Annotated in this window: 18 protein-coding genes; 4 read left to right on the top strand and 14 right to left on the bottom strand. The window is 61.8% G+C overall.

The annotated features are described in order from the left end of the window. Window positions 1–194 precede the first annotated feature (194 nt). The 14 genes from AB5Y80_RS15755 to glyA all read right to left on the bottom strand — a co-directional run bounded on the left by AB5Y80_RS15755 (window position 195) and on the right by glyA (window position 14,459). Complete coding sequence (locus tag AB5Y80_RS15755; protein WP_043153239.1) at window positions 195–1,136, bottom strand: ABC transporter permease; 942 nt, start codon at window positions 1,134–1,136, stop codon at window positions 195–197. A gap of 4 nt (window positions 1,137–1,140) precedes the next feature. Further along, window positions 1,141–2,115, bottom strand: a complete 975-nt coding sequence (locus AB5Y80_RS15750; protein ID WP_194860084.1) for an ABC transporter permease — start codon at window positions 2,113–2,115, stop codon at window positions 1,141–1,143. 96 nt (window positions 2,116–2,211) lie between these two features. Beyond that, complete coding sequence (locus tag AB5Y80_RS15745) at window positions 2,212–3,768, bottom strand: ABC transporter substrate-binding protein (RefSeq protein WP_010675386.1); 1,557 nt, start codon at window positions 3,766–3,768, stop codon at window positions 2,212–2,214. 82 nt (window positions 3,769–3,850) lie between these two features. Continuing rightward, the gene (locus tag AB5Y80_RS15740) at window positions 3,851–5,575 is read right to left on the bottom strand and encodes an ABC transporter ATP-binding protein (RefSeq protein WP_010675387.1); all 1,725 of its coding nucleotides are present in this window, start codon (window positions 5,573–5,575) and stop codon (window positions 3,851–3,853) included. Between the two features lie 646 nt (window positions 5,576–6,221). Continuing rightward, entirely contained in the window at window positions 6,222–6,710 is a 489-nt protein-coding gene (locus AB5Y80_RS15735) for a phosphatidylglycerophosphatase A (protein ID WP_010675388.1), read from the bottom strand. Beyond that, window positions 6,707–7,666: a thiamine-phosphate kinase gene (gene thiL / locus AB5Y80_RS15730; protein ID WP_182935325.1), complete on the bottom strand. Its 960-nt coding sequence runs from the start codon at window positions 7,664–7,666 to the stop codon at window positions 6,707–6,709. The genes AB5Y80_RS15735 and thiL overlap by 4 nt, the downstream gene beginning before the upstream one ends. Window positions 7,667–7,723: 57 nt before the next feature. Continuing rightward, window positions 7,724–8,137: a transcription antitermination factor NusB gene (nusB, locus tag AB5Y80_RS15725; RefSeq protein WP_010675390.1), complete on the bottom strand. Its 414-nt coding sequence runs from the start codon at window positions 8,135–8,137 to the stop codon at window positions 7,724–7,726. A gap of 14 nt (window positions 8,138–8,151) precedes the next feature. Next, a complete protein-coding gene (gene ribE / locus AB5Y80_RS15720; RefSeq protein ID WP_010675391.1) occupies window positions 8,152–8,622 on the bottom strand; it encodes a 6,7-dimethyl-8-ribityllumazine synthase in 471 nt (156 codons plus the stop codon). A gap of 133 nt (window positions 8,623–8,755) precedes the next feature. After that, a complete protein-coding gene (ribBA, locus tag AB5Y80_RS15715; protein ID WP_039040299.1) occupies window positions 8,756–9,865 on the bottom strand; it encodes a bifunctional 3,4-dihydroxy-2-butanone-4-phosphate synthase/GTP cyclohydrolase II in 1,110 nt (369 codons plus the stop codon). Window positions 9,866–10,002: 137 nt separating this feature from the next. Further along, the gene (locus AB5Y80_RS15710; protein ID WP_041212973.1) at window positions 10,003–10,656 is read right to left on the bottom strand and encodes a riboflavin synthase; all 654 of its coding nucleotides are present in this window, start codon (window positions 10,654–10,656) and stop codon (window positions 10,003–10,005) included. Between the two features lie 55 nt (window positions 10,657–10,711). Continuing rightward, window positions 10,712–11,821: a bifunctional diaminohydroxyphosphoribosylaminopyrimidine deaminase/5-amino-6-(5-phosphoribosylamino)uracil reductase RibD gene (gene ribD / locus AB5Y80_RS15705; RefSeq protein ID WP_039040300.1), complete on the bottom strand. Its 1,110-nt coding sequence runs from the start codon at window positions 11,819–11,821 to the stop codon at window positions 10,712–10,714. A 277-nt stretch (window positions 11,822–12,098) separates the two neighbouring features. Next, window positions 12,099–12,548, bottom strand: a complete 450-nt coding sequence (nrdR, locus tag AB5Y80_RS15700; protein ID WP_010675395.1) for a transcriptional regulator NrdR — start codon at window positions 12,546–12,548, stop codon at window positions 12,099–12,101. Window positions 12,549–12,682: 134 nt separating this feature from the next. Continuing rightward, window positions 12,683–13,117 carry a hypothetical protein gene (locus AB5Y80_RS15695; protein WP_368173169.1) on the bottom strand — a complete coding sequence of 145 codons (435 nt, stop codon included), beginning with the start codon at window positions 13,115–13,117 and terminating at the stop codon, window positions 12,683–12,685. 88 nt (window positions 13,118–13,205) lie between these two features. Further along, entirely contained in the window at window positions 13,206–14,459 is a 1,254-nt protein-coding gene (gene glyA, locus AB5Y80_RS15690) for a serine hydroxymethyltransferase (protein WP_010675397.1), read from the bottom strand. 341 nt (window positions 14,460–14,800) lie between these two features. Between glyA and AB5Y80_RS15685 the strand changes: the two genes are divergently transcribed. The 4 genes from AB5Y80_RS15685 to AB5Y80_RS15670 all read left to right on the top strand — a co-directional run bounded on the left by AB5Y80_RS15685 (window position 14,801) and on the right by AB5Y80_RS15670 (window position 18,177). Further along, window positions 14,801–15,088, top strand: a complete 288-nt coding sequence (locus AB5Y80_RS15685; protein ID WP_010675399.1) for a hypothetical protein — start codon at window positions 14,801–14,803, stop codon at window positions 15,086–15,088. A gap of 150 nt (window positions 15,089–15,238) precedes the next feature. After that, window positions 15,239–15,907 carry a molecular chaperone TorD gene (gene torD / locus AB5Y80_RS15680; RefSeq protein ID WP_103857882.1) on the top strand — a complete coding sequence of 223 codons (669 nt, stop codon included), beginning with the start codon at window positions 15,239–15,241 and terminating at the stop codon, window positions 15,905–15,907. A gap of 7 nt (window positions 15,908–15,914) precedes the next feature. After that, window positions 15,915–16,283 (top strand): hypothetical protein, encoded by a 369-nt coding sequence (locus AB5Y80_RS15675; protein WP_042014461.1) that lies wholly within the window; start codon window positions 15,915–15,917, stop codon window positions 16,281–16,283. A gap of 106 nt (window positions 16,284–16,389) precedes the next feature. After that, window positions 16,390–18,177, top strand: a complete 1,788-nt coding sequence (locus tag AB5Y80_RS15670; protein WP_368173168.1) for an EAL domain-containing protein — start codon at window positions 16,390–16,392, stop codon at window positions 18,175–18,177. Window positions 18,178–18,269: the final 92 nt, after the last annotated feature.

Genomic DNA, 18,269 nt, shown 5'->3' with positions numbered 1-18,269 from the left:
GGCGCCTGATGGCGCCCTTTTTTGTTATTCACTGTGCCAGACCAACCCTGTTCAGATACTGTCGCGAGAAGGCCGTCAACAAGGTTACAAGCCGCTCAGGAACCGAGACATACATGAGCACTCCTTGATTCCACATAAGCGAGCAGCACATGAACCTTGATCACGGCCTCGCAGCCAGTTCGTGGAGAGGTTTATCAGCCCTTGTAGATCTTCGGGTTGAACACATCCCGCAGCCAGTCACCCAGCAGGTTGATCACCAGCACCAGCACCACCAGGCAGAGACCCGGGAAGGCGGTGATCCACCAGGACCCGGAGAAGATGTAGTTGAAGCCCACGCTGATGAGCGACCCCAGGGACGGTTGATCCACCGGCATCCCCAGACCCAGGAAGGAGAGGGCCGCCTCGCTCATGATGGCGTTCGCCACCTGCACGGTGGAGATGACCAGGATGGGTGACAGGCAGTTCGGCAGAATGTGGCGGAACATGATGCGCGGGGCGCGGAACCCCATCACCTGAGCCGCTTCCACATACTCCTTCTTCTTCTCCGCCAGCACGGAGGCGCGCACCGTCCGGGCATACTGGGGCCACTCGGCGATACCGATGATCACCACCAGCATCAGGATGGCGAACTTCGAGTAGAACTCGGAGCCAAAGGTCGCCTGGAAGATGGCGGAGATGATGATCGCCACCATCATGGTGGAGAACGACAGCTGCACATCGGCAAAGCGCATCAGCAGGTTGTCGATGCGACCACCAAAGTAACCGGCCATCAGACCGATGACGATACCGAGCACCAGCTGCAGCCCCACCGCGAACAGACCAATGGTCAGCGAGATGCGGGCGCCATAGAGGATGGTGCTCCAGATGTCGCGTCCCTGGTTGTCGGTCCCGAGCCAGAAGCGGGCCTCGCCCCCTTCCAGCCAGGAGGGGGGCAGCTCCGCATCCATCAGATCGAAGCTGGTCTGGTCATAGACGTTGTGCGGTGCGATCCAGGGTGCCAGCAGAGCCGCCAGCACGAAGACCACAAACACCGCAAAGCTGAACATGGCTACCTTGTCCCGCAGGAAGTAGTAGACGATGTCGGAATTTTTGAAACGTGCCCAACGACTCGGGCTCGCAGTCACTGCGTTACTCATGTGCTTACCCCTTGGCGGTCAGGTTGACGGTCGGGTTGATCAACCCGTAGAGCAGGTCGACCAGGGTATTGGTCACCACGAAAATGAGGCCGACGAAGATGACGTAGGCGGTGATCAGCGGCGTATCGACCCGGTGGATCGCCTCAAGGAACAGGAAGCCGGTCCCCGGCCACTGGAACACGCTCTCGGTCAGGATGGTGTAGGCCACCATGGTCCCGATCTGCACACCGCCCACCGTGATGACCGGCAGCATGGTGTTCTTCAGGGCGTGCTGGTAGTAGACCTTGTTGTTGTCCAGCCCCTTGGCACGGGCAAACTTGACGTACTCGGAGGAGAGCTGCTCCAGCATCTCCGAGCGCACCAGCCGGATGAACAGCGGCAGCATGATGGAGGAGAGGGAGACCGCAGGCAGCACCAGGTGCAGGATACCGTCCCAGGTGAAGAAGCCCGACTCCCAGCCCAGCAGGTTGTAGGTCTCGCCACGGCCATAGGCCGGCAGCCAGCCCAGCTGGATGGAGAAGAGGTACATCAGCATGATGGCGGTCAGGAAGACCGGGATCGAGATGCCGATGCTGCTCACCGCCATGATGAACTTGGTGAGGATGCTGCGCGGTCTTATCGCCGAATAAACCCCCAGCGGAATGGAGACCACGACGATGATGAGCGCGGCGGCAAACACCAGCTCAAGGGTAGCCACCAGCTTGTCGAGGATAACCTCGAGGGCTGGTCGCTTGAAGAAATAGGAAGTGCCCAGATCCCCGTGTACCGCGTTCTTCAAGAAGCGGCTGTATTTCACGAGGAAGGGATCATTGAGTCCCATCTTGTCGCGCAGCTCCTGGCGCACGGACTCGGAGACGGATTGTCCCACCAGCTCGCGCAGCGGATCCCCCAGGTTGTCCTGGATGGAGAAGGCGACCAGGCTGATGACGAACATCACTATCACGGCCTGATAGAACCGTTTCAGCAGGAATGTAAACATGCTTGTCCTTCTACGTGGCCTGTGTCTTGGCACAGGCTTCTGTTAATGGCGGGGCAACCATGGGTGCCCCGCCGGGTCCTTCCTTAAACGCTTCGCTTACTTGTTGACCACCAGGTCACCCAGATAAGGGAAGTTCATCACGTTGACCACCGGCTTGATGTCGACGTTCTTCTTGGCGCCATAGGCCAGGTCTTCCCAGTGCAGCGGCACATAGGCAGCGTCGTCGATCAGCATGGCTTCCACCTTCTGCAGGATGGCGGCACGCTTGGCAGGATCGGTCTCGGTGTTGGCTTCCATCACCATCTTGTCAGCTTCTGCGTTGGCATAACCGCCGCAGTTGTACTGACCCATGCCGGTCTTGGCATCCTTGGTGAAGGTCAGGAACTCGAAGAAGTTCGCACTGTCTTCGGTGTCGGAGTGCCAGCCGATCAGCTGCATGTCAGCGGCGCACTTGTCAAACTCCGGCCAGTACTGGGCCACCGGCATGGTCTTCAGATCCACCTTGATGTTGATCTTGGACAGCATGGCGGAGACAGCCTGGGCAATCTTGACGTCGTTGACGTAGCGGGCAGCCGGGGAGATGAAGCTCATCTTGAAGCCCTTCTCGTAACCGGCTTCCTTCATCAGCTCCTTGGCCTTGGCCAGATCATACTGGGGCTTGAGCGCCTCGTTGTAGCCTGCGTAGCCTTTCGGGCTCAGCTGGCCGGCCGGGGTACCGAAGCCCTTGTTGATCTTGTCGACGATGCCCACCTGGTTGATGGCGTAGTTGATCGCCTGACGCACGCGCTTGTCTTTCAGCGCCGGGTTGGTGTTCTGGTTCAGCTCGATGATGATGGCACGAGTACCGGACAGGGTGACCAGCTGGGAATCCTTGCCGTTCTTCACGCGCTCCAGATCGTTCGGGGCAACCGGGTAGATCATGTCCACGTCGCCGCCCAGCAGGGCTGCAACACGGGTGGCGTCTTCCTTGATCGGTACCACGGTCAGGTTTTCGACGTTGCCCTTGGAGGCCTTGTCCCAGTAGTTGGCGTTGCGCACGTATTCCAACTTCACGCCCTGCTCGCGGAACTTGACGCTGAACGGACCGGTACCGGAGACATTGGTGGAGGCGAAGGAGTCACCGTTCTTCACGATCTCGGCCTTGTCCTTGCCCGCCTCGGTCTTGCCGCTATAGAACTTGGAGTCCATCGGGAAGATGTAGGTGACGGTCTGCAGCACCAGCGGGAACGGCTTGGCGGTGACGAGATCCACGGTGAAATCATCCACCTTCTTGGCTTCGGCGATGGGGTCGAAGATCGCCTTGAAGTCCGGGGAGGCCTTCAGACGGTTGACGGTCCATACCACGTCATCGGCGGTGAAGTCGTTGCCGGAGTGGAACTTCACACCCTTGCGCAGGTGGAAACGGACGGTCTTGTCGTCGATGCGCTCATACTTCTCGGCCAGACGCGGCTCGAACTGCAGATCCTGGGTGTAACGCATCAGGGGGTCGAACACCAGGTGAGACATCTCCAGGGTCTGACCGGAGAGCTGCTCCTGCGGGTCCAGAGAGGTGGCGTCGGACGCGACGGCGACCTTGATGTCGGCAGCAGAAACGTTGAACGCGAGACCAGCGGCGAACAGCGCCATGGCGATCTTGGATAATCCTTTCTTCATGTCTTTCTCCATGCTTTTGGCTTTTTATTGACACTTTTTTTGACAAACAGATCGGCGAAGCCTTTTTCCTGACTCGGCTTTCCTAGCTTGCGATCTCCAGCCCCTCGCGGGACATTCCCTTGAATTCCGGCATGAGGGAGATCAGCTTGCGGCTGTACTCATGCTCGGCATTAGTGAACAGTTTCTCGGTCTCGGCCACTTCCACCAGATGACCGTGCTGCATCACACCGATGCGGTCGCACATCTGGCGGATGACCGGCAGATCGTGACTGATGAACAGCATGGTGAGCCCAAGCTCCTGTTGCAAGTCTTTGAGCAGGTTGAGGATCTGGGCCTGCACCGAGACATCCAGCGCCGAGGTCGGCTCGTCGCAGATGAGGAAGCGCGGGCGGGTCGCCAGGGCGCGGGCAATGGAGATGCGCTGGCGCTGGCCACCGGAGAACTCGTGGGGATACTTGACCCCGGCGCCGCGGCCCAGACCCACGTGATCCAGCAGGTCCCCGACGATCTGCTCTATCTGCCGCTCGCTCTCGGCGAGGCGGTGGAAGCGGATCGGCTCGGCGATGATGTCACGCACCTTCATGCGCGGGTTCATCGAAGAGTACGGGTTCTGGAACACCATCTGCATCTGGCGGCGCAGGGGACGACGCTCGTGCTCCCCTTTCAGGGCGGTGAGATCGATCCCCTCGAAGACAATCTTGCCGGTGTCGGGCGGATAGAGCCCGGTGATGGCACGGGCGATGGTGGATTTGCCGGAGCCCGACTCCCCCACCAGACCGAAAGTCTCACCCTCGAAGATCTCGAAGCTGATGTTGTTGCAGGCGCGCACGTACTGGCGGCGGCTCGGGAAGATGGAATCCTTGGTGACGAACTTCAGATCCACGTTCTCCACCCGCAGCAGCGCGCCTTCATAGGTGCGCTCGTCCTGACTCTGGCCGAGCCAGTGGGTCTTGAGATCGATGCTGGTATCCGCCGCACCGGCATCCTCGATATAGGAGACCAGGGGGAAGCGCACCAGCTTCACATCCGAGCGGGGCACCGCCGAGATGAGGCTGCGGGTATAGGGGTGATTGGGGCGGCCCAGCACCTGTTCGGTGGTGCCGAACTCCACCAGATCGCCGCGGTACATCACCGCCACCTTGTCGGTGACGTTGGAGACCACCCCCATGTCATGGGTCACCAGCATGCAGCCTACCTGGCGCTCTTTGCACAGGTTGCGGATGAGCTGGAGGATCTGATCCTGGATGGAGACGTCCAGCGCCGTGGTCGGCTCATCGGCGATGATGAGCTCGGGATCCCCGGAGAGGGCGATGGCGATCACCACCCGCTGGCGCATGCCACCGGAGAACTGGTGAGGATACTGCTTGATGCGCACGTCCGGGTTCGGGATCCCCACCGCCCCCATCAGCTCGAGGGCCTTGGCAAAGGCCGCCTCGCGAGACAGGTCGGTGTTGGCGAGGATGGTCTCCACCAGCTGCTGCTCCACGGTGAACAGCGGGTTGAGGGAGGTCATGGGATCCTGGAAGATGAAACCGATGCGCGAGCCGCGAATGGCCCGCATCTCGTTCTGGCTCTTGCCGGAGATGAGCTCGCCGTTGAGGTAGATGTCACCACGGGCGATGCGACCGGGCGGGCTCAACAGATCGATGACGGCGTTGCCGATGGTGGATTTGCCAGCGCCGGACTCACCGACGACGCCGACGATCTCGCCCTTTTCAACAGAAAAAGAGAGATCCTTGACCGCGGCAAGCACCCCGTAGCGGGAGGGGTACTCGATCCGCAAGTTTTTGACTTCAAGCAAGGACATGGTTACCTCTGCGGGGGACATCCGTCCCAAATAATTCGTCCGTAAATCAGCCGCAGATGCTGGTTGTGCCTTGGTACTGCTCGAGAGCCGTTGTTGTGTAATTAACGCTCAATCCATGAGGCAGCCAAACCAGCGATCCGGGCGGGTTTTTTGCATTTTTTTGGAATAACCCGCGAGTAAGTTAGTCGGTTTGCCCGCGGGTGTAAATGATCCAGTTATACAATTTCGCAATACTTTGCCCAGAGAATGCCGGCACCCTGGGGTTAAAATGTCGATAAAAGTCACATTACTAGAGATTACGCTGGCAATGCGAGACCATCAACCAATTATGTTTCAACAAAATAGCAACAAACAATCTTATTCACTATCAGCATTATGCTGACCAGCTTCGAATGAGTAGTGAATATTTATGTGAAATGATTTTTTGACGGCAGCATATCCGGAGTAAGGAAAAATAGGCAGAGCTAAATAGGGACAATGCAGAAGGATCAACCTGGGCCACAGGCCCGCCGGCACGGCAAGCCGGGAGGGATTGCATACAAAAAAACGCAGGCCCCTCAGGGCCTGCGTGTGCGGTATATCCGACCTCTTTGCAAGTGGAGAGGAGTGAAAAAACAGCGAGAGGGCGTTTGGGAGCCGCCTCCCCTCACCAGTGGGCAAGCAGTTGCATGCAGGCCAGGGCGAACAGGCCGGCGATGAGATCGTCCAGCATGATGCCAAGCCCGCCGTGAATGCGGCGATCGAACCAGGAGATGGGCCAGGGCTTGAGCACGTCGAACAGGCGAAACAGCACGAAGCCCGCCAGCACCCACTCCCAGCCGGCCGGGGCCGCAATCATGGTGACCCCGAATCCGATGACCTCGTCCCAGACGATGGCCCCGTGATCCGGCATCCCGATGGCGTCGGTGGCGCTCTGGCAGATGCGGATGCCCGCCACGAAACCCACCACCAGCAGGGCGATGAACCAGGAGGTCGGCAGCCCGCTCACCAAGAGATAGAGCGGGATGGCTGCCAGGGTCCCCATGGTGCCCGGCGCCTTGGGGGAGAGGCCGGAGCCAAAGCCCACCGCCAGAAAGTGGAGCGGGTTTTTAAGGTTCAGCCGCGTCAGCTCGGGCTTTATCTTGAAAGACATCATGCGAAGTGATCCCAGCCCTTGAGGTGCAGTTCGACGGGTTGTTCGTCCTGCAGGTAGTCGATGCCAGGCTCCCCGGCCAGGATGCGACCGATGCGGGTGAACTTCACGCCACAATTGGCCAGCGCCGTGTCCAGGGCACCGTGATGCTCCTGGGGCACGGTGAAGCAGAGCTCGTAGTCGTCGCCCCCGGCCAGGGCCAGCTGCCAGGCATCCATGACCGGCACCGCATCCTGCAACACGGGGGAGAGGGGCAGCAGATTGAGATCGATCTGGGCCCGCACGCCGGACGCCTTGAGGATGTGGCCGAGATCGGACGCCAGGCCGTCGGAGAGATCCAGGGCGCTGCTTGCCAGCCCGCGCAGGGCCTGACCGGCCAGGATGCGGGGATGGGGATGGTCGAGGCGCGGCAGCACGGCCGCCAGCTGGTTCTCGTTGAGGGTGCGCTTGCCCAGCAGGTGGGAGAGCGCCAGGGCGGCATCTCCCAGGGTACCGGTCACGTAGACCCCATCACCGGCCTTGGCGCCGCTGCGCATCAGGGCGCGACCTGCCGGGACCGATCCTTTCACCGAGACGGTGATGGAGAGGGGCCCGCGGGTCATGTCTCCCCCCACCAGCGCCACGTTGTAGTACTCGGCGAGCTCGAGGAACCCTTCGGCGAAACCGGCGACCCAGCGCTCGTTGATGGCGGGCAGGGTCAGGGCCAGGGAGACCCAGCGCGGCTCGGCCCCCATGGCGGCCAGATCGGAGAGATTGACCGCCAGCGCCTTGTAGCCGAGATCCACCGGATCCATGTCGGGGAAGAAGTGCACGCCGCTCACCAGGGTGTCCGTGCTCACCGCCAACTGGGCGTCGGGGGGCAGGGTCAGCAGGGCACAGTCATCTCCAGGGCCCATCACCACGTCCTTGCGGGCGTGGGGGACCTTGAAGTACTTCTCAATCAGCTCAAATTCACCCATACAGTAAAAAGCCAGCAATAAGCTGGCTCCTCTCTTAATTGCTGACGGACAGCAGGATCAGCGCTTGGGCAGCGTCTTGATCACCTTGTCCAGGACGCCGTTGACAAACTTGTGGCTGTCATCGGCGGCGAAGGCTTTGGCCAGCTCGATCGCTTCGTTGATCACCACGCGCGGCGGCACATCTTCACGACGGGTCAGCTCGTAGGTCGCCAGACGCAGGATCGCCTTGTCCACCATGTCCACTTCTTCCAGCGGACGGGAGAGGAAAGGCGCGAACACCTTGTCCAGCTCGTTGCAGTGGACCGCAACCCCGAACAGCAGATCGCGGAAATAGTTCAGGTCCACACCCTTGGTGTCCTGATCGATCTTGAACTGCTCTTCGATGTCGCCCACGTTGGCCTGGGTCATCTGCCACTGGTAGATGGCCTGGGTGGCGCAATGGCGGGCCTTACGGCGCTCGGACGGTTTCAATGCATTTCTCCTCGTTACACGTCCAGTTGTTTCAGGACGTTGATCATTTCGAGCGCGCTCAGTGCAGCCTCTGCACCCTTGTTACCCGCCTTGGTACCGGCGCGTTCGATGGCTTGTTCAATGTTTTCGGTGGTCAGCACGCCGAAGGCAACGGGAATGTCGTATTCCATCATTACCTGGGCCAGACCCTTGCCGTTCTCGCTCGCTACCAGTTCGAAGTGGTAGGTACCGCCGCGGATGACGGTGCCGAGTGCGACGATGGCGTCGTATTGACCGCTCTTGGCCAGCTTCTTGGCCGCCAGGGGAATTTCGACGGCCCCCGGTACGCGCACCAGGGTCAGATTGCTCTCCTGGACCTGACCTTGACGCTTCAGCACGTCCAGCGCGCCGTTCACCAGGCTGTCATTGATGAAGCTGTTGAAACGGGCAACGACAATAGCAACACGCGCCTCGGGAGCGGCGATATTTCCTTCGATAATCTTCATTGGAAATCCTGTCTCTGTGCAATCAATTAGGGGCCGGGCTCAAAAGTGCACGCATTCTAGCACAACAGAGCCGCGACAAAAAACCATGGCCGCAACGGGCGGCCATGGTGATGAATTCAACCGTACGCAGCGCTTACTCGCCGACGTACTCCACCACTTCCAGACCAAAGCCACCGAGGGCATGGTACTTCTTGGGGGAGCTCAACAGGCGCATCTTGCCGACCCCCAGCGCCTTGAGGATCTGGGAACCGACGCCGACCCGGCGCGAGGTGCCCTGCCACTTGGCCCCTTCCGGTGCCAGCCCCTTGTCGGCGGCTTCAAAACCCTTGACCCTGGCCAGCAGCTCGGCGCCATGGGCTTCCGCCCCCAGGATCACCAGCACCCCGCCCTCGTCGGCGATGCGGGCCATGGATTTGGGCAGCGGCCAGCTGCGGGCGCTGTGGCGGTCGGTGAGCAGCAGATCGCTCAGCACGTCGTGCAGGTGCACCCGTACCAGGGTCGGCTGGTCGGCCTTCACGTCCCCTTTCTTCAGGGCGAAGTGCACCTGGTTGTCGATGGTGTCGCGGAAGGTGACGAGGTCGAACTCGCCGTATTCGGTGGGCAACTTGCACTCGGCCACCTTCTCTACCGTGGTCTCGTGCTGGTTGCGGTATTCGATAAGGTCGGCAATGGTGCCGAGCTTGATGCCGTGCTGCTCGGCAAAAATCTCGAGATCCGGGCGCCGGGCCATGGTGCCGTCTTCGTTGAGGATCTCGACGATGACGGAGGCTGGCTCGAAGCCGGCCAGCCGGGCCAGATCGCAGCCCGCTTCGGTGTGGCCGGCGCGGGTCAGCACACCGCCATCCTGCGCCATCAGCGGGAAGATGTGGCCGGGCTGCACCAGATCGGCGGCCTTGGCATGGGGCGCCACCGCGGCCTGCACGGTGACGGCGCGGTCGGCGGCGGAGATGCCGGTGGTCACCCCTTCCGCCGCCTCGATGGAGACGGTGAAGGCGGTGGAGAACTGGGCATTGTTGCGATCGACCATCAGCGGCAGCGCCAGCTGCTTGCAGCGATCCCGGGTCAGGGTCAGGCAGATGAGGCCACGACCGTAGCGCGCCATGAAGTTGATGTCTTCCGGGCGGACACAGGAGGCGGCCATGATCAGGTCCCCTTCGTTCTCCCTGTCTTCGTCATCCATCAGGATCACCATCTTGCCAGCCTTGATATCGGCAATGATTTCCTGGGTCGTGCTCAGCGCCATGGGCTACTCCATCAACATGCTTGGGGATTGAGCCAGTCGGCTCGACTTGATACTGCGTATTGTGCTCTAGATGGGGGCACGCGGCCCCGTTTCAATCCGCGCGGGATCACAGAACCGCGTTTTCCCGTCAAAACGGCTCACAAGAATCCGGACTGGGCCAGCTTTTCCAGGGTCAGGGTAGAGGCACTGCTCTGCTCGCGCTTGCCCGTCATCAGCCGCTCCAGATAGCGGGCTATCTGGTCGACCTCGAGGTTGACCCGGTAGCCGGGTTTCCAGCGGGCGATGGTGGTCTCCTGGGCGGTGTGGGGCACGATGGTCAGCCGGAAGAGATCCCCCTGAACCGCATTGACGGTGAGGCTGATGCCATCCACCGCAATCGACCCCTTCTCGGCGATGTAGCGGGAGAGCTCCCCCGGCGCCTTGATCCAGTATTCGATGGCGCGGCCGCTGGACGATTTGCTCTTCACCTCGCCGATGCCGTCCACGTGGCCGGAGACCAGGTGGCCGCCGAGGCGGGAGGTGGGCATCAGCGCCTTTTCGAGGTTGACCGGATCCCCCACCTTGGCGGCAGAAAAACCGGTGCGGGAGAGGGTCTCCAGGGAGACGTCGGCGGTATAGCTGTGATCCCCGAGCGCCACCACGGTGAGACAGACGCCGTTGGTGGCGATGGAGTCGCCCAGCTTGACGTCACTGAAGTCCAGGGTCGGCGCGTGCACGGTGAGGGCCATGTCCTCCCCCTGGCGACGCAGCTCGGCCAGGGTTCCCACCGCTTCGATAATTCCGGTAAACATGCAGATCACCTTGCTGATGACGGGGGCGATGGATGCCCCCGTGAACATTGAAAAATCAGGCTATTTTCGCAGTGATGCGAATATCCTGGCCAAGCATGCGCACATCCTTGAGGTTGAGTTTGGGGGCCTGGAACAGCCGGGTCAGCCCCGGCAGATGGAACAGGCCGCGCCCCTCATCCCCCATCAGTTTGGGCGCCTGATAGAGCACCAGCTCGTCCACCAGCCCCTTCTCCAGCAGGGCGCCGCACAGCCGTGGCCCCGCCTCCACCAGTACCGAGTTGACGTTCTGTTTGGCCAGCAGCATGAAGAGGCTGACCAGATCCAGCTTGCCATCCAGCAGCGGCACCTCCAGCTGCTGCACCCAGGCGGGCCACTCACCGGATGCCTTGTGGCGGGCCAGCAGTACCGGGCTCTCGCTCTGGAACAGGGGCAGATCCGGGGTGAGCCGGTTTTGCGAATCCACGATGACCCGCAGCGGCTGGCGCAGGGTCTCTTTGGGATAGACCGCCTTGACCGAGGGGGGCAGCTCGTCCCAGCGCACGGTGAGGGAGGCGCCATCCGCCAGCACGGTTTCGGCGCTGGAGAGGACCGCATCGTGACGGGCCCGCAGCCGCTGCACGTCCCGGCGCGCCTCCGGAGAGGTGATCCACTGGCTCTCGCCACTCGCCATGGCGGTGCGACCATCCAGGCTCGCCCCCAGCTTGACCGTCACCAGCGGAAACGCGGTGCGCATCCGCTTGAAGAAACCGGGATTGAGGGCCTCGGCTTCTGCGGCCAGCAGGCCGAAATCGGTCTTGATCCCCGCCTCGGAGAGCATCCGCAGGCCACGCCCGCCCACCTGGGGATTGGGATCCACCATGGCGGCGACCACCCGGGTCACCCCGGCCTTGATGAGTGCCTCGGCGCAGGGGGGCGTGCGACCGTGATGGGAGCAGGGCTCCAGGGTCACATAGGCGGTGGCACCGCGGGCCTCTTCCCCTGCCGCGTGCAGAGCATAGACCTCGGCATGGGGCTCACCGGCCCGCTTGTGCCAGCCCTCCCCCACCACCACGCCGGCCTTCACCAGCACGGCGCCGACGCAGGGGTTGGGGGCCGTGGTGTAACGGCCGCGCCGGGCCAGTTCGAGGGCCCGGCTCATCCATTGGTAATCGTCTTGACTAAACATCCGGGCTCCTGTGTCCAGCAACCTGTCCCCGGTGGCACGGCCATCCGATGGGACAAGAAAATAGGGTGTACGCGCTTGCCGCACGCCTTCTCGGGCAGATCGGCCATGGCATCTGACGCCATGGCGACGGACACACACATCGCAGGATGCGGCCGCACGCCCTCATACTCTTTCACCAGTGCAACGATGCGCTATCTGGATGTCTCACTGGTGTAACAACTGGCGCTGCCGCAACGGCAGCCCCTCTCTTATTCACATAGGGAGCGACAGGCCGGCGTTACTTCTCCAGCTTGGCGATCTCTTCCCCGAATTCGCGAATGTCTTCAAAGCTGCGGTAGACGGAGGCAAAGCGGATGTAGGCCACCTTGTCCAGGCTCTTGAGCTCATCCATCACCAGATTGCCCACTAATTGGGAGGCGACTTCACGCTCGCCGGTGGCCCGCAGGCGGGACTTGATGTGGTTGACCGCCTTCTCGATGGCCTCCATGCTCACCGGCCGCTTCTCCAGCGCCCGCAGAATGCCGGCCCGCAGCTTGTCTTCGTTGAAGGGCTCGCGGGAGCCGTTGGACTTGATGACGCGGGGCATGACCAGTTCGGCCATTTCGAAGGTGGTAAAACGCTCGTGACAGAGCAGGCATTCGCGACGGCGGCGCACCTGATGGCCCTCGGCCACCAGACGGGAATCGATCACCTTGGTATCAACGGCACTACAGAAAGGGCAATGCATCTGACCTCCGGCGTGGATGAAAATGGGCGCGGGCCCCGGGGGCTGGCGCTAGGCCGGCCAGTGTAACACGGCCATCCAGAGCCGGTAAAAGCCCATGAAAACAAGGGACAACCAGCCAGACCTTCGGGCAGGACTCAGTCGTCATAGGGCAACGCCTCGGGGTCGCAATCCTGGTAATCGGGGGCAGGATCCGCCGCGAACCGGCGAGCAGCCACATGGCTGTGGCCCAGCATCAGCGCCTTGCCCACCCGGTGCATGCCATCCATCACCCGACCGGCGCTGTCCAGCAGGATGGGATAGGCGAGATCCGCCGCCATCATGAGCTGGCAATGCGCCACCACGCTGCGCACCGTGGGCGTGGCGTCGCCATGGCCGTACCAGTGGTCGCGGTCAAGCTCGGCAATCTCGCCGAGTGCCACCGCCTGCACCGGCAGGTTGCGGCTCAGCCGGATCAAACGGCGCACATCCCAGGCCAGCAGCCCCTGTTCGCTGGCGCGAAAGTGGTACTGGGCGCGAACCGTCTGCCGCAGTGACGCCTCCAGCACGTCCTCTTCCATGTCATTGCACATGGTCACCTCTGTCTCATCTTGCCAGACGCTGCAAAAAAACAATGCCACCCGAAGGTGGCATTGGTCTTCAACCTGAAGGTCAGGCTGATTATGCGTAGACCGGGAAGCGGCGGCAGATGTCCAGCACCTTCTCGCGCACGGTCGCCAGCACTTCTTCGTTGTCGTGGCTGTCCAGCACGTCGCAGATCCAGTTGGCCAACTGGATGGACTCGGCTTCCTTGAAGCCGCGGCGGGTGATGGCCGGGGTGCCGATACGCACGCCGGAGGTCACGAACGGGGAACGCGGGTCGTTCGGTACGGAGTTCTTGTTGACGGTGATGTTGGCCTTGCCGAGGGCTGCATCGGCATCTTTGCCAGTCAGCTCGCGACCGATCAGGTCAACCAGCATCAGATGGTTGTCGGTACCGCCGGAGACGATCTTGTAGCCGCGCTCGATAAAGGTCGCCGCCATGGCCTTGGCGTTCTTCACGACCTGGGCCTGGTAGGTCTTGAACTCGGGCTCCAGCGCTTCCTTGAAGGCCACAGCCTTGCCGGCGATGACGTGCATCAGCGGGCCGCCCTGACCACCCGGGAAGACGGCGGAGTTCAGCTTCTTGTACAGATCTTCGTCGTCGGCGGCGGAGAGGATCAGACCACCGCGCGGACCGGCCAGGGTCTTGTGAGTGGTGGAGGTGACCACGTGAGCATGGGGCACCGGGTTCGGGTAGACGCCGGCGGCAATCAGACCGGCCACGTGGGCCATGTCCACGAACAGGTAAGCACCGATCTTGTCGGCGATTTCGCGCATGCGGGCCCAGTCGACGATGCCGGAGTAGGCGGAGAAGCCGCCGATCATCATCTTCGGCTTGTGCTCAACGGCCAGGCGCTCCATCTCGTCGTAGTCGATCTTGCCGGACTCGTCGATGCCGTAGGGGATGATGTTGTACAGCTTGCCGGAGAAGTTGACGGGGGAGCCGTGGGTCAGGTGACCGCCGTGGGCCAGGTTCATGCCGAGCACGGTGTCGCCCGGTTGCAGCAGGGCCATGTAGACGGCGCTGTTGGCCTGGGAGCCGGAGTGCGGCTGCACGTTGGCGTAGGTGGCACCGAACAGCTCTTTGGCGCGCTCGATGGCCAGGGTTTCAACCACATCCACATACTCGCAACCGCCGTAGTAACGCTTGGCCGGGTAGCCTTCGGCGTACTTGTTGGTCAACTGGGAGCCCTGGGCTTCCATGACGCGGGGGCTGGTGTAGTTCTCGGACGCAATCAGCTCGATGTGCTCTTCCTGACGACGGGTCTCGTCTGTGATGGCCTGCCACAGCTCTGGATCATAGCCGGCGATGGTCATGTCACGTTTCAACATCCGTTTATCTCCTGAAAATCGTTTGCGCGATAGGTGAAGTGGGCCCGCGCATTGTAACGTGAGCTGGATCAAAGAGACAGTCCAACCACCCAAAAAATTGTTTATAAAATGTAAAATACGTCGCAAATTTCGAATCCCGCCCCCTGGCTTCGCTCATCCCCCCGACCTCCACACACCCGCAATCCGGCTCCAGCGATCGTCCCCGCTTCCCGGGCAAGGCGATAGAAACCAGAGCCAGATCATGGATATAGCATTTACTAACAGATAACATCTTTAGGCCATGGGACATCTGCACGAGCGGGTGTCGCTCCCTGCCATCCCGGAACACAAGGGGAAACGCCATGATGGATCATCTGATGCTGTTCGTGATTGTCGCGGTCTTCGCTCTCTTCTACTGGGTCTACTACACCGCCAGCCGCAAGGGTGCCTGCACCGCCAACTGGGAGACACTTCCCACCCGGGAGCAGTACCTGGCGGCCCATCCCGGCGCCGCCGACGGGGATCTCATCTTCTGCATCCATTGCGGTCATCATCAGCAGCGGGAGGTCGGCCTAGTGCACCAGATGGATTACCGCCGCCAGCACATCTGCCCCCGTTGCAAGCAGGTGCTCTATCGCGTCGAGGAGTAGGTCGGTCTCCTCGTCGCCCACGGTGATCCCGCGATAGCGCCCCCCTCTCCTGGCGCTATCCGGCCAAAAGGCCCCATGAGTTTCCTTTATTTTTAAAGTCGTTAGAATCGGGGGCCATCAAGGCTCCCGATTGTCATCCACGGAGGAAAAATGCAGGAATTCATGGCGACCAGCGAACGCCGGGCCGAGCTTTACTGGTGGTTTTCCACCCTGTTTGCTGCCGAACTCAGTGATGCACAGATCGCTGAATACGACACCTATGACGTGCGCAGCTTCTTGAAGAGCCTCTCTACTCTCGACCCCATGCGCGAAGCCGTGGCCGAGCTCAACGACGCCATCGCCCGCCTGCTGGTGCGCCCCGAGCGCCAGACGGCGCTGGCCGCCGACTTCGCCGGCCTGTTCCTGAGCGCTCCCGGGCAGGGTGCCCTGCCCTACGAATCCCTCTACCGGGGCGAAGGCAAGCAGCTGATGCAGGCCCCCATGACCGAGATGCAGGCACGCCTCGCTCGCCTCGGCATCAATGTCAGCGACAAGTACAATGAGCCTGCCGATCATCTGGCCATCGAGCTGGATCTGATGGGCAGCCTCATCATCCGCGCCGCCGAGTCGACCACCGCCGACCAGCGCGAGGCGTGGCTTGGCGAGCAGGAGTCCCTGCTGCACGGTCACCTGCTGGGCTGGTTCGAGCGCTTCGAGCAGGCCTGCCGGGCCGCCGACACGTTTGGCTTCTACGGTGCCAGTGCCCGCCTGCTGGGGGTCTTCCTCAAGATGGACGCCAACTACCTCTCCCTGGTCAAACCGGCACCGTCCGCCGACTGAGCCCGGCATGAAGACAGCCCTGCTTCTTATCGCATGCTGGCTGCTGGCCCTGATCCCGCTGGATCAGGGTCTCACTCCCCTCGTGACGCTGCTGTTCAACCCGGACCGCGCGCTCTACGGCACCGCCCAGCTCACCGGCTTTGCCGGCATCCTGCTGACCCTCTACCTCGCCAATCTCGGGGTGGAAGTGGTGCTGCGTCGCCGTTTCCAGATAGCGGGCATGCTGGCCCTGCTCGCCGCCTGGGCAGATTTCATCAACAGCAGCGGCACCGAGAGCCACTGGCTGGTGCTCTACGCCATGGCGTTGCCGTTTCATCTGGTGGGCTGGCTGGTATTTGTTCGCGGGATCCAGGCATTTGGCCGCCAGAAAGGCTGACATCTCGTTGATTTCACACCCTTCTCACACTTTCTTTCTCTCCTGACACTTCCTGCCATACTGACACAGTCGTCCTAATGACAAAGCAATCAATTCAGGAGCCTCCATGGAAAAAGTGCTGCCCGAATCGGTTCCGACACGGCATTTGTCAGGCCCGCTCTCTCCCTACGAGTTGCAACAGCTGTTCGCCCAGGCGCCCGTCGGGATTGGGGTCTTCGATCACGAGTTCAGGTGTCGCGACGTCAACGGACGCTTTGCCGAACTGACCGGCCTCGCGCGGGCAGAGCACCCGGGCAAGACGCTGTTCGACATTGTCCCTGCCCAGACTCCCCAGCTGCTCCCGCTGTTTCAGCAACTGCGACAAGGTCCCCCCCGATGCGCATTTGAGGTGGAGACGGTCGGTCTCTCCCGCGCGGCCTCCCCGGCACGCTGGCAAGTGAGCGTCAGCTCCGTGCTGGATGAGGAGGGCACCTTCAGCGGCATCTTCCTCGTGATGAGGGAGTCCGTACAGACAAGCACCCACCTCGACGCACCCGCGTCCCCCGGCCTGCAGGAGATGACCCACCTTCATGCACTGCGTCTCTATCAGGCCGAAGCCCGCTTGCAGCACCTCTCCTATTACGATCCTCTCACCGATCTCGGCAATCGCCATCTGCTGCAAGAGCGCCTCACCCTGGAGATAGAGACGGCCAGGGTGAACCGCCACGTCCTGGCGCTGCTGTTCATCGATCTCGACGGCTTCAAGCTCATCAACGACAACCTGGGGCACAGTGCCGGCGATCTGCTGCTCAAGCTGTCGGCAGACCGCATTCGCCACTGCCTGCGCCCCGGAGACATCGCCATCCGGCTGGGGGCAGACGAATTTCTGGTGTTGCTGCCCGCCATCAGAGACACCCAGGATCTGCTGGGTCTCATCGAGGGGTTGCAACGCAGGCTGCACGATCCCGCCGACATCGGCCAGGAGCGGGTGAGGCTCTCCGCCAGCATCGGCGTCTCCCTCTATCCGGAGCATGGCCAGACCCCGGACAGCCTTATCAGCGCGGCGGACAACGCCATGCATGAAGCCAAGCGCCGTGGCCGCAACGGCTATCTGTTCCACTCCCCCGACATGACGGCACAGACCAGGGAGCGGATGCTGCTGGAGCAGGGACTGCTCAAGGCCATTGAGCAGCAAGAGTTTCGCCTGCTCTACCAACCCATGACGGATCTGGCGGATGGTCATCTCAGCGGCCTGGAGGCCCTGATCCGCTGGCAGCATCCCAGCCTTGGCATGATATCCCCGGACCGTTTCATTCCGGTGGCAGAGGAGTGCGGTCTCATCGAACCACTGGGCGAATGGGTGATGCGCACCGCCTGCCGGCAAGGGCAGCAGTGGCTAACCGAAGGGCTCGCCGTGCCCCGGCTCTCGGTCAATGTGTCGGTCAGGGAGATGCGCTCCCACGACTACGTGGAGCGGGTGACAGCCATTCTGGCCGAGACCGGTTTTCCTGCCGAGCGGCTGGAGATCGAGGTGACCGAGAGCATCATCCAGAGCGTGGATCACAGTCTGCGGCTCTTCACCCGTCTCAAGGCGCTGGGGGTACAGATCGCCATCGACGACTTCGGCACCGGTTTCTCCTCCCTGAGCCTGCTCAGGAGCCTGCCCATCGATCGCATCAAGATAGACAGGGCCTTCGTCCAGGCGTTGCCCGACGACAAGCACAGCCGCGAGCTGTGCCGTACCATAGTCCAACTGGCCAGCTCCCTCGGCATGGCCGTCACGGCGGAAGGGATAGAAACCCAGCCTCAGCGCCAGTTCCTGCAATCCCTGCGTTGCGAAGAGGGACAGGGCTACCTGTTCAGCCATCCCCTGCCAGAACCCAGCCTGCCTCCCCTGCTCCCCCTCCGCCATTGAGCCTTGGCCGCGCCACCACGCAAGCAAAGAAGGGAGCCCATGGCTCCCTTCTTTGCCCTCAACGTGTCTTCTCACCTGCTAACTTCGTCGCT

Source organism: Aeromonas sp. R2-1, from assembly GCF_040908425.1.
GTDB lineage: Bacteria > Pseudomonadota > Gammaproteobacteria > Enterobacterales > Aeromonadaceae > Aeromonas > Aeromonas caviae.
Note: the sequence above shows the minus strand (reverse complement) of the source record. Positions and strands in the feature narration are given on the sequence as shown.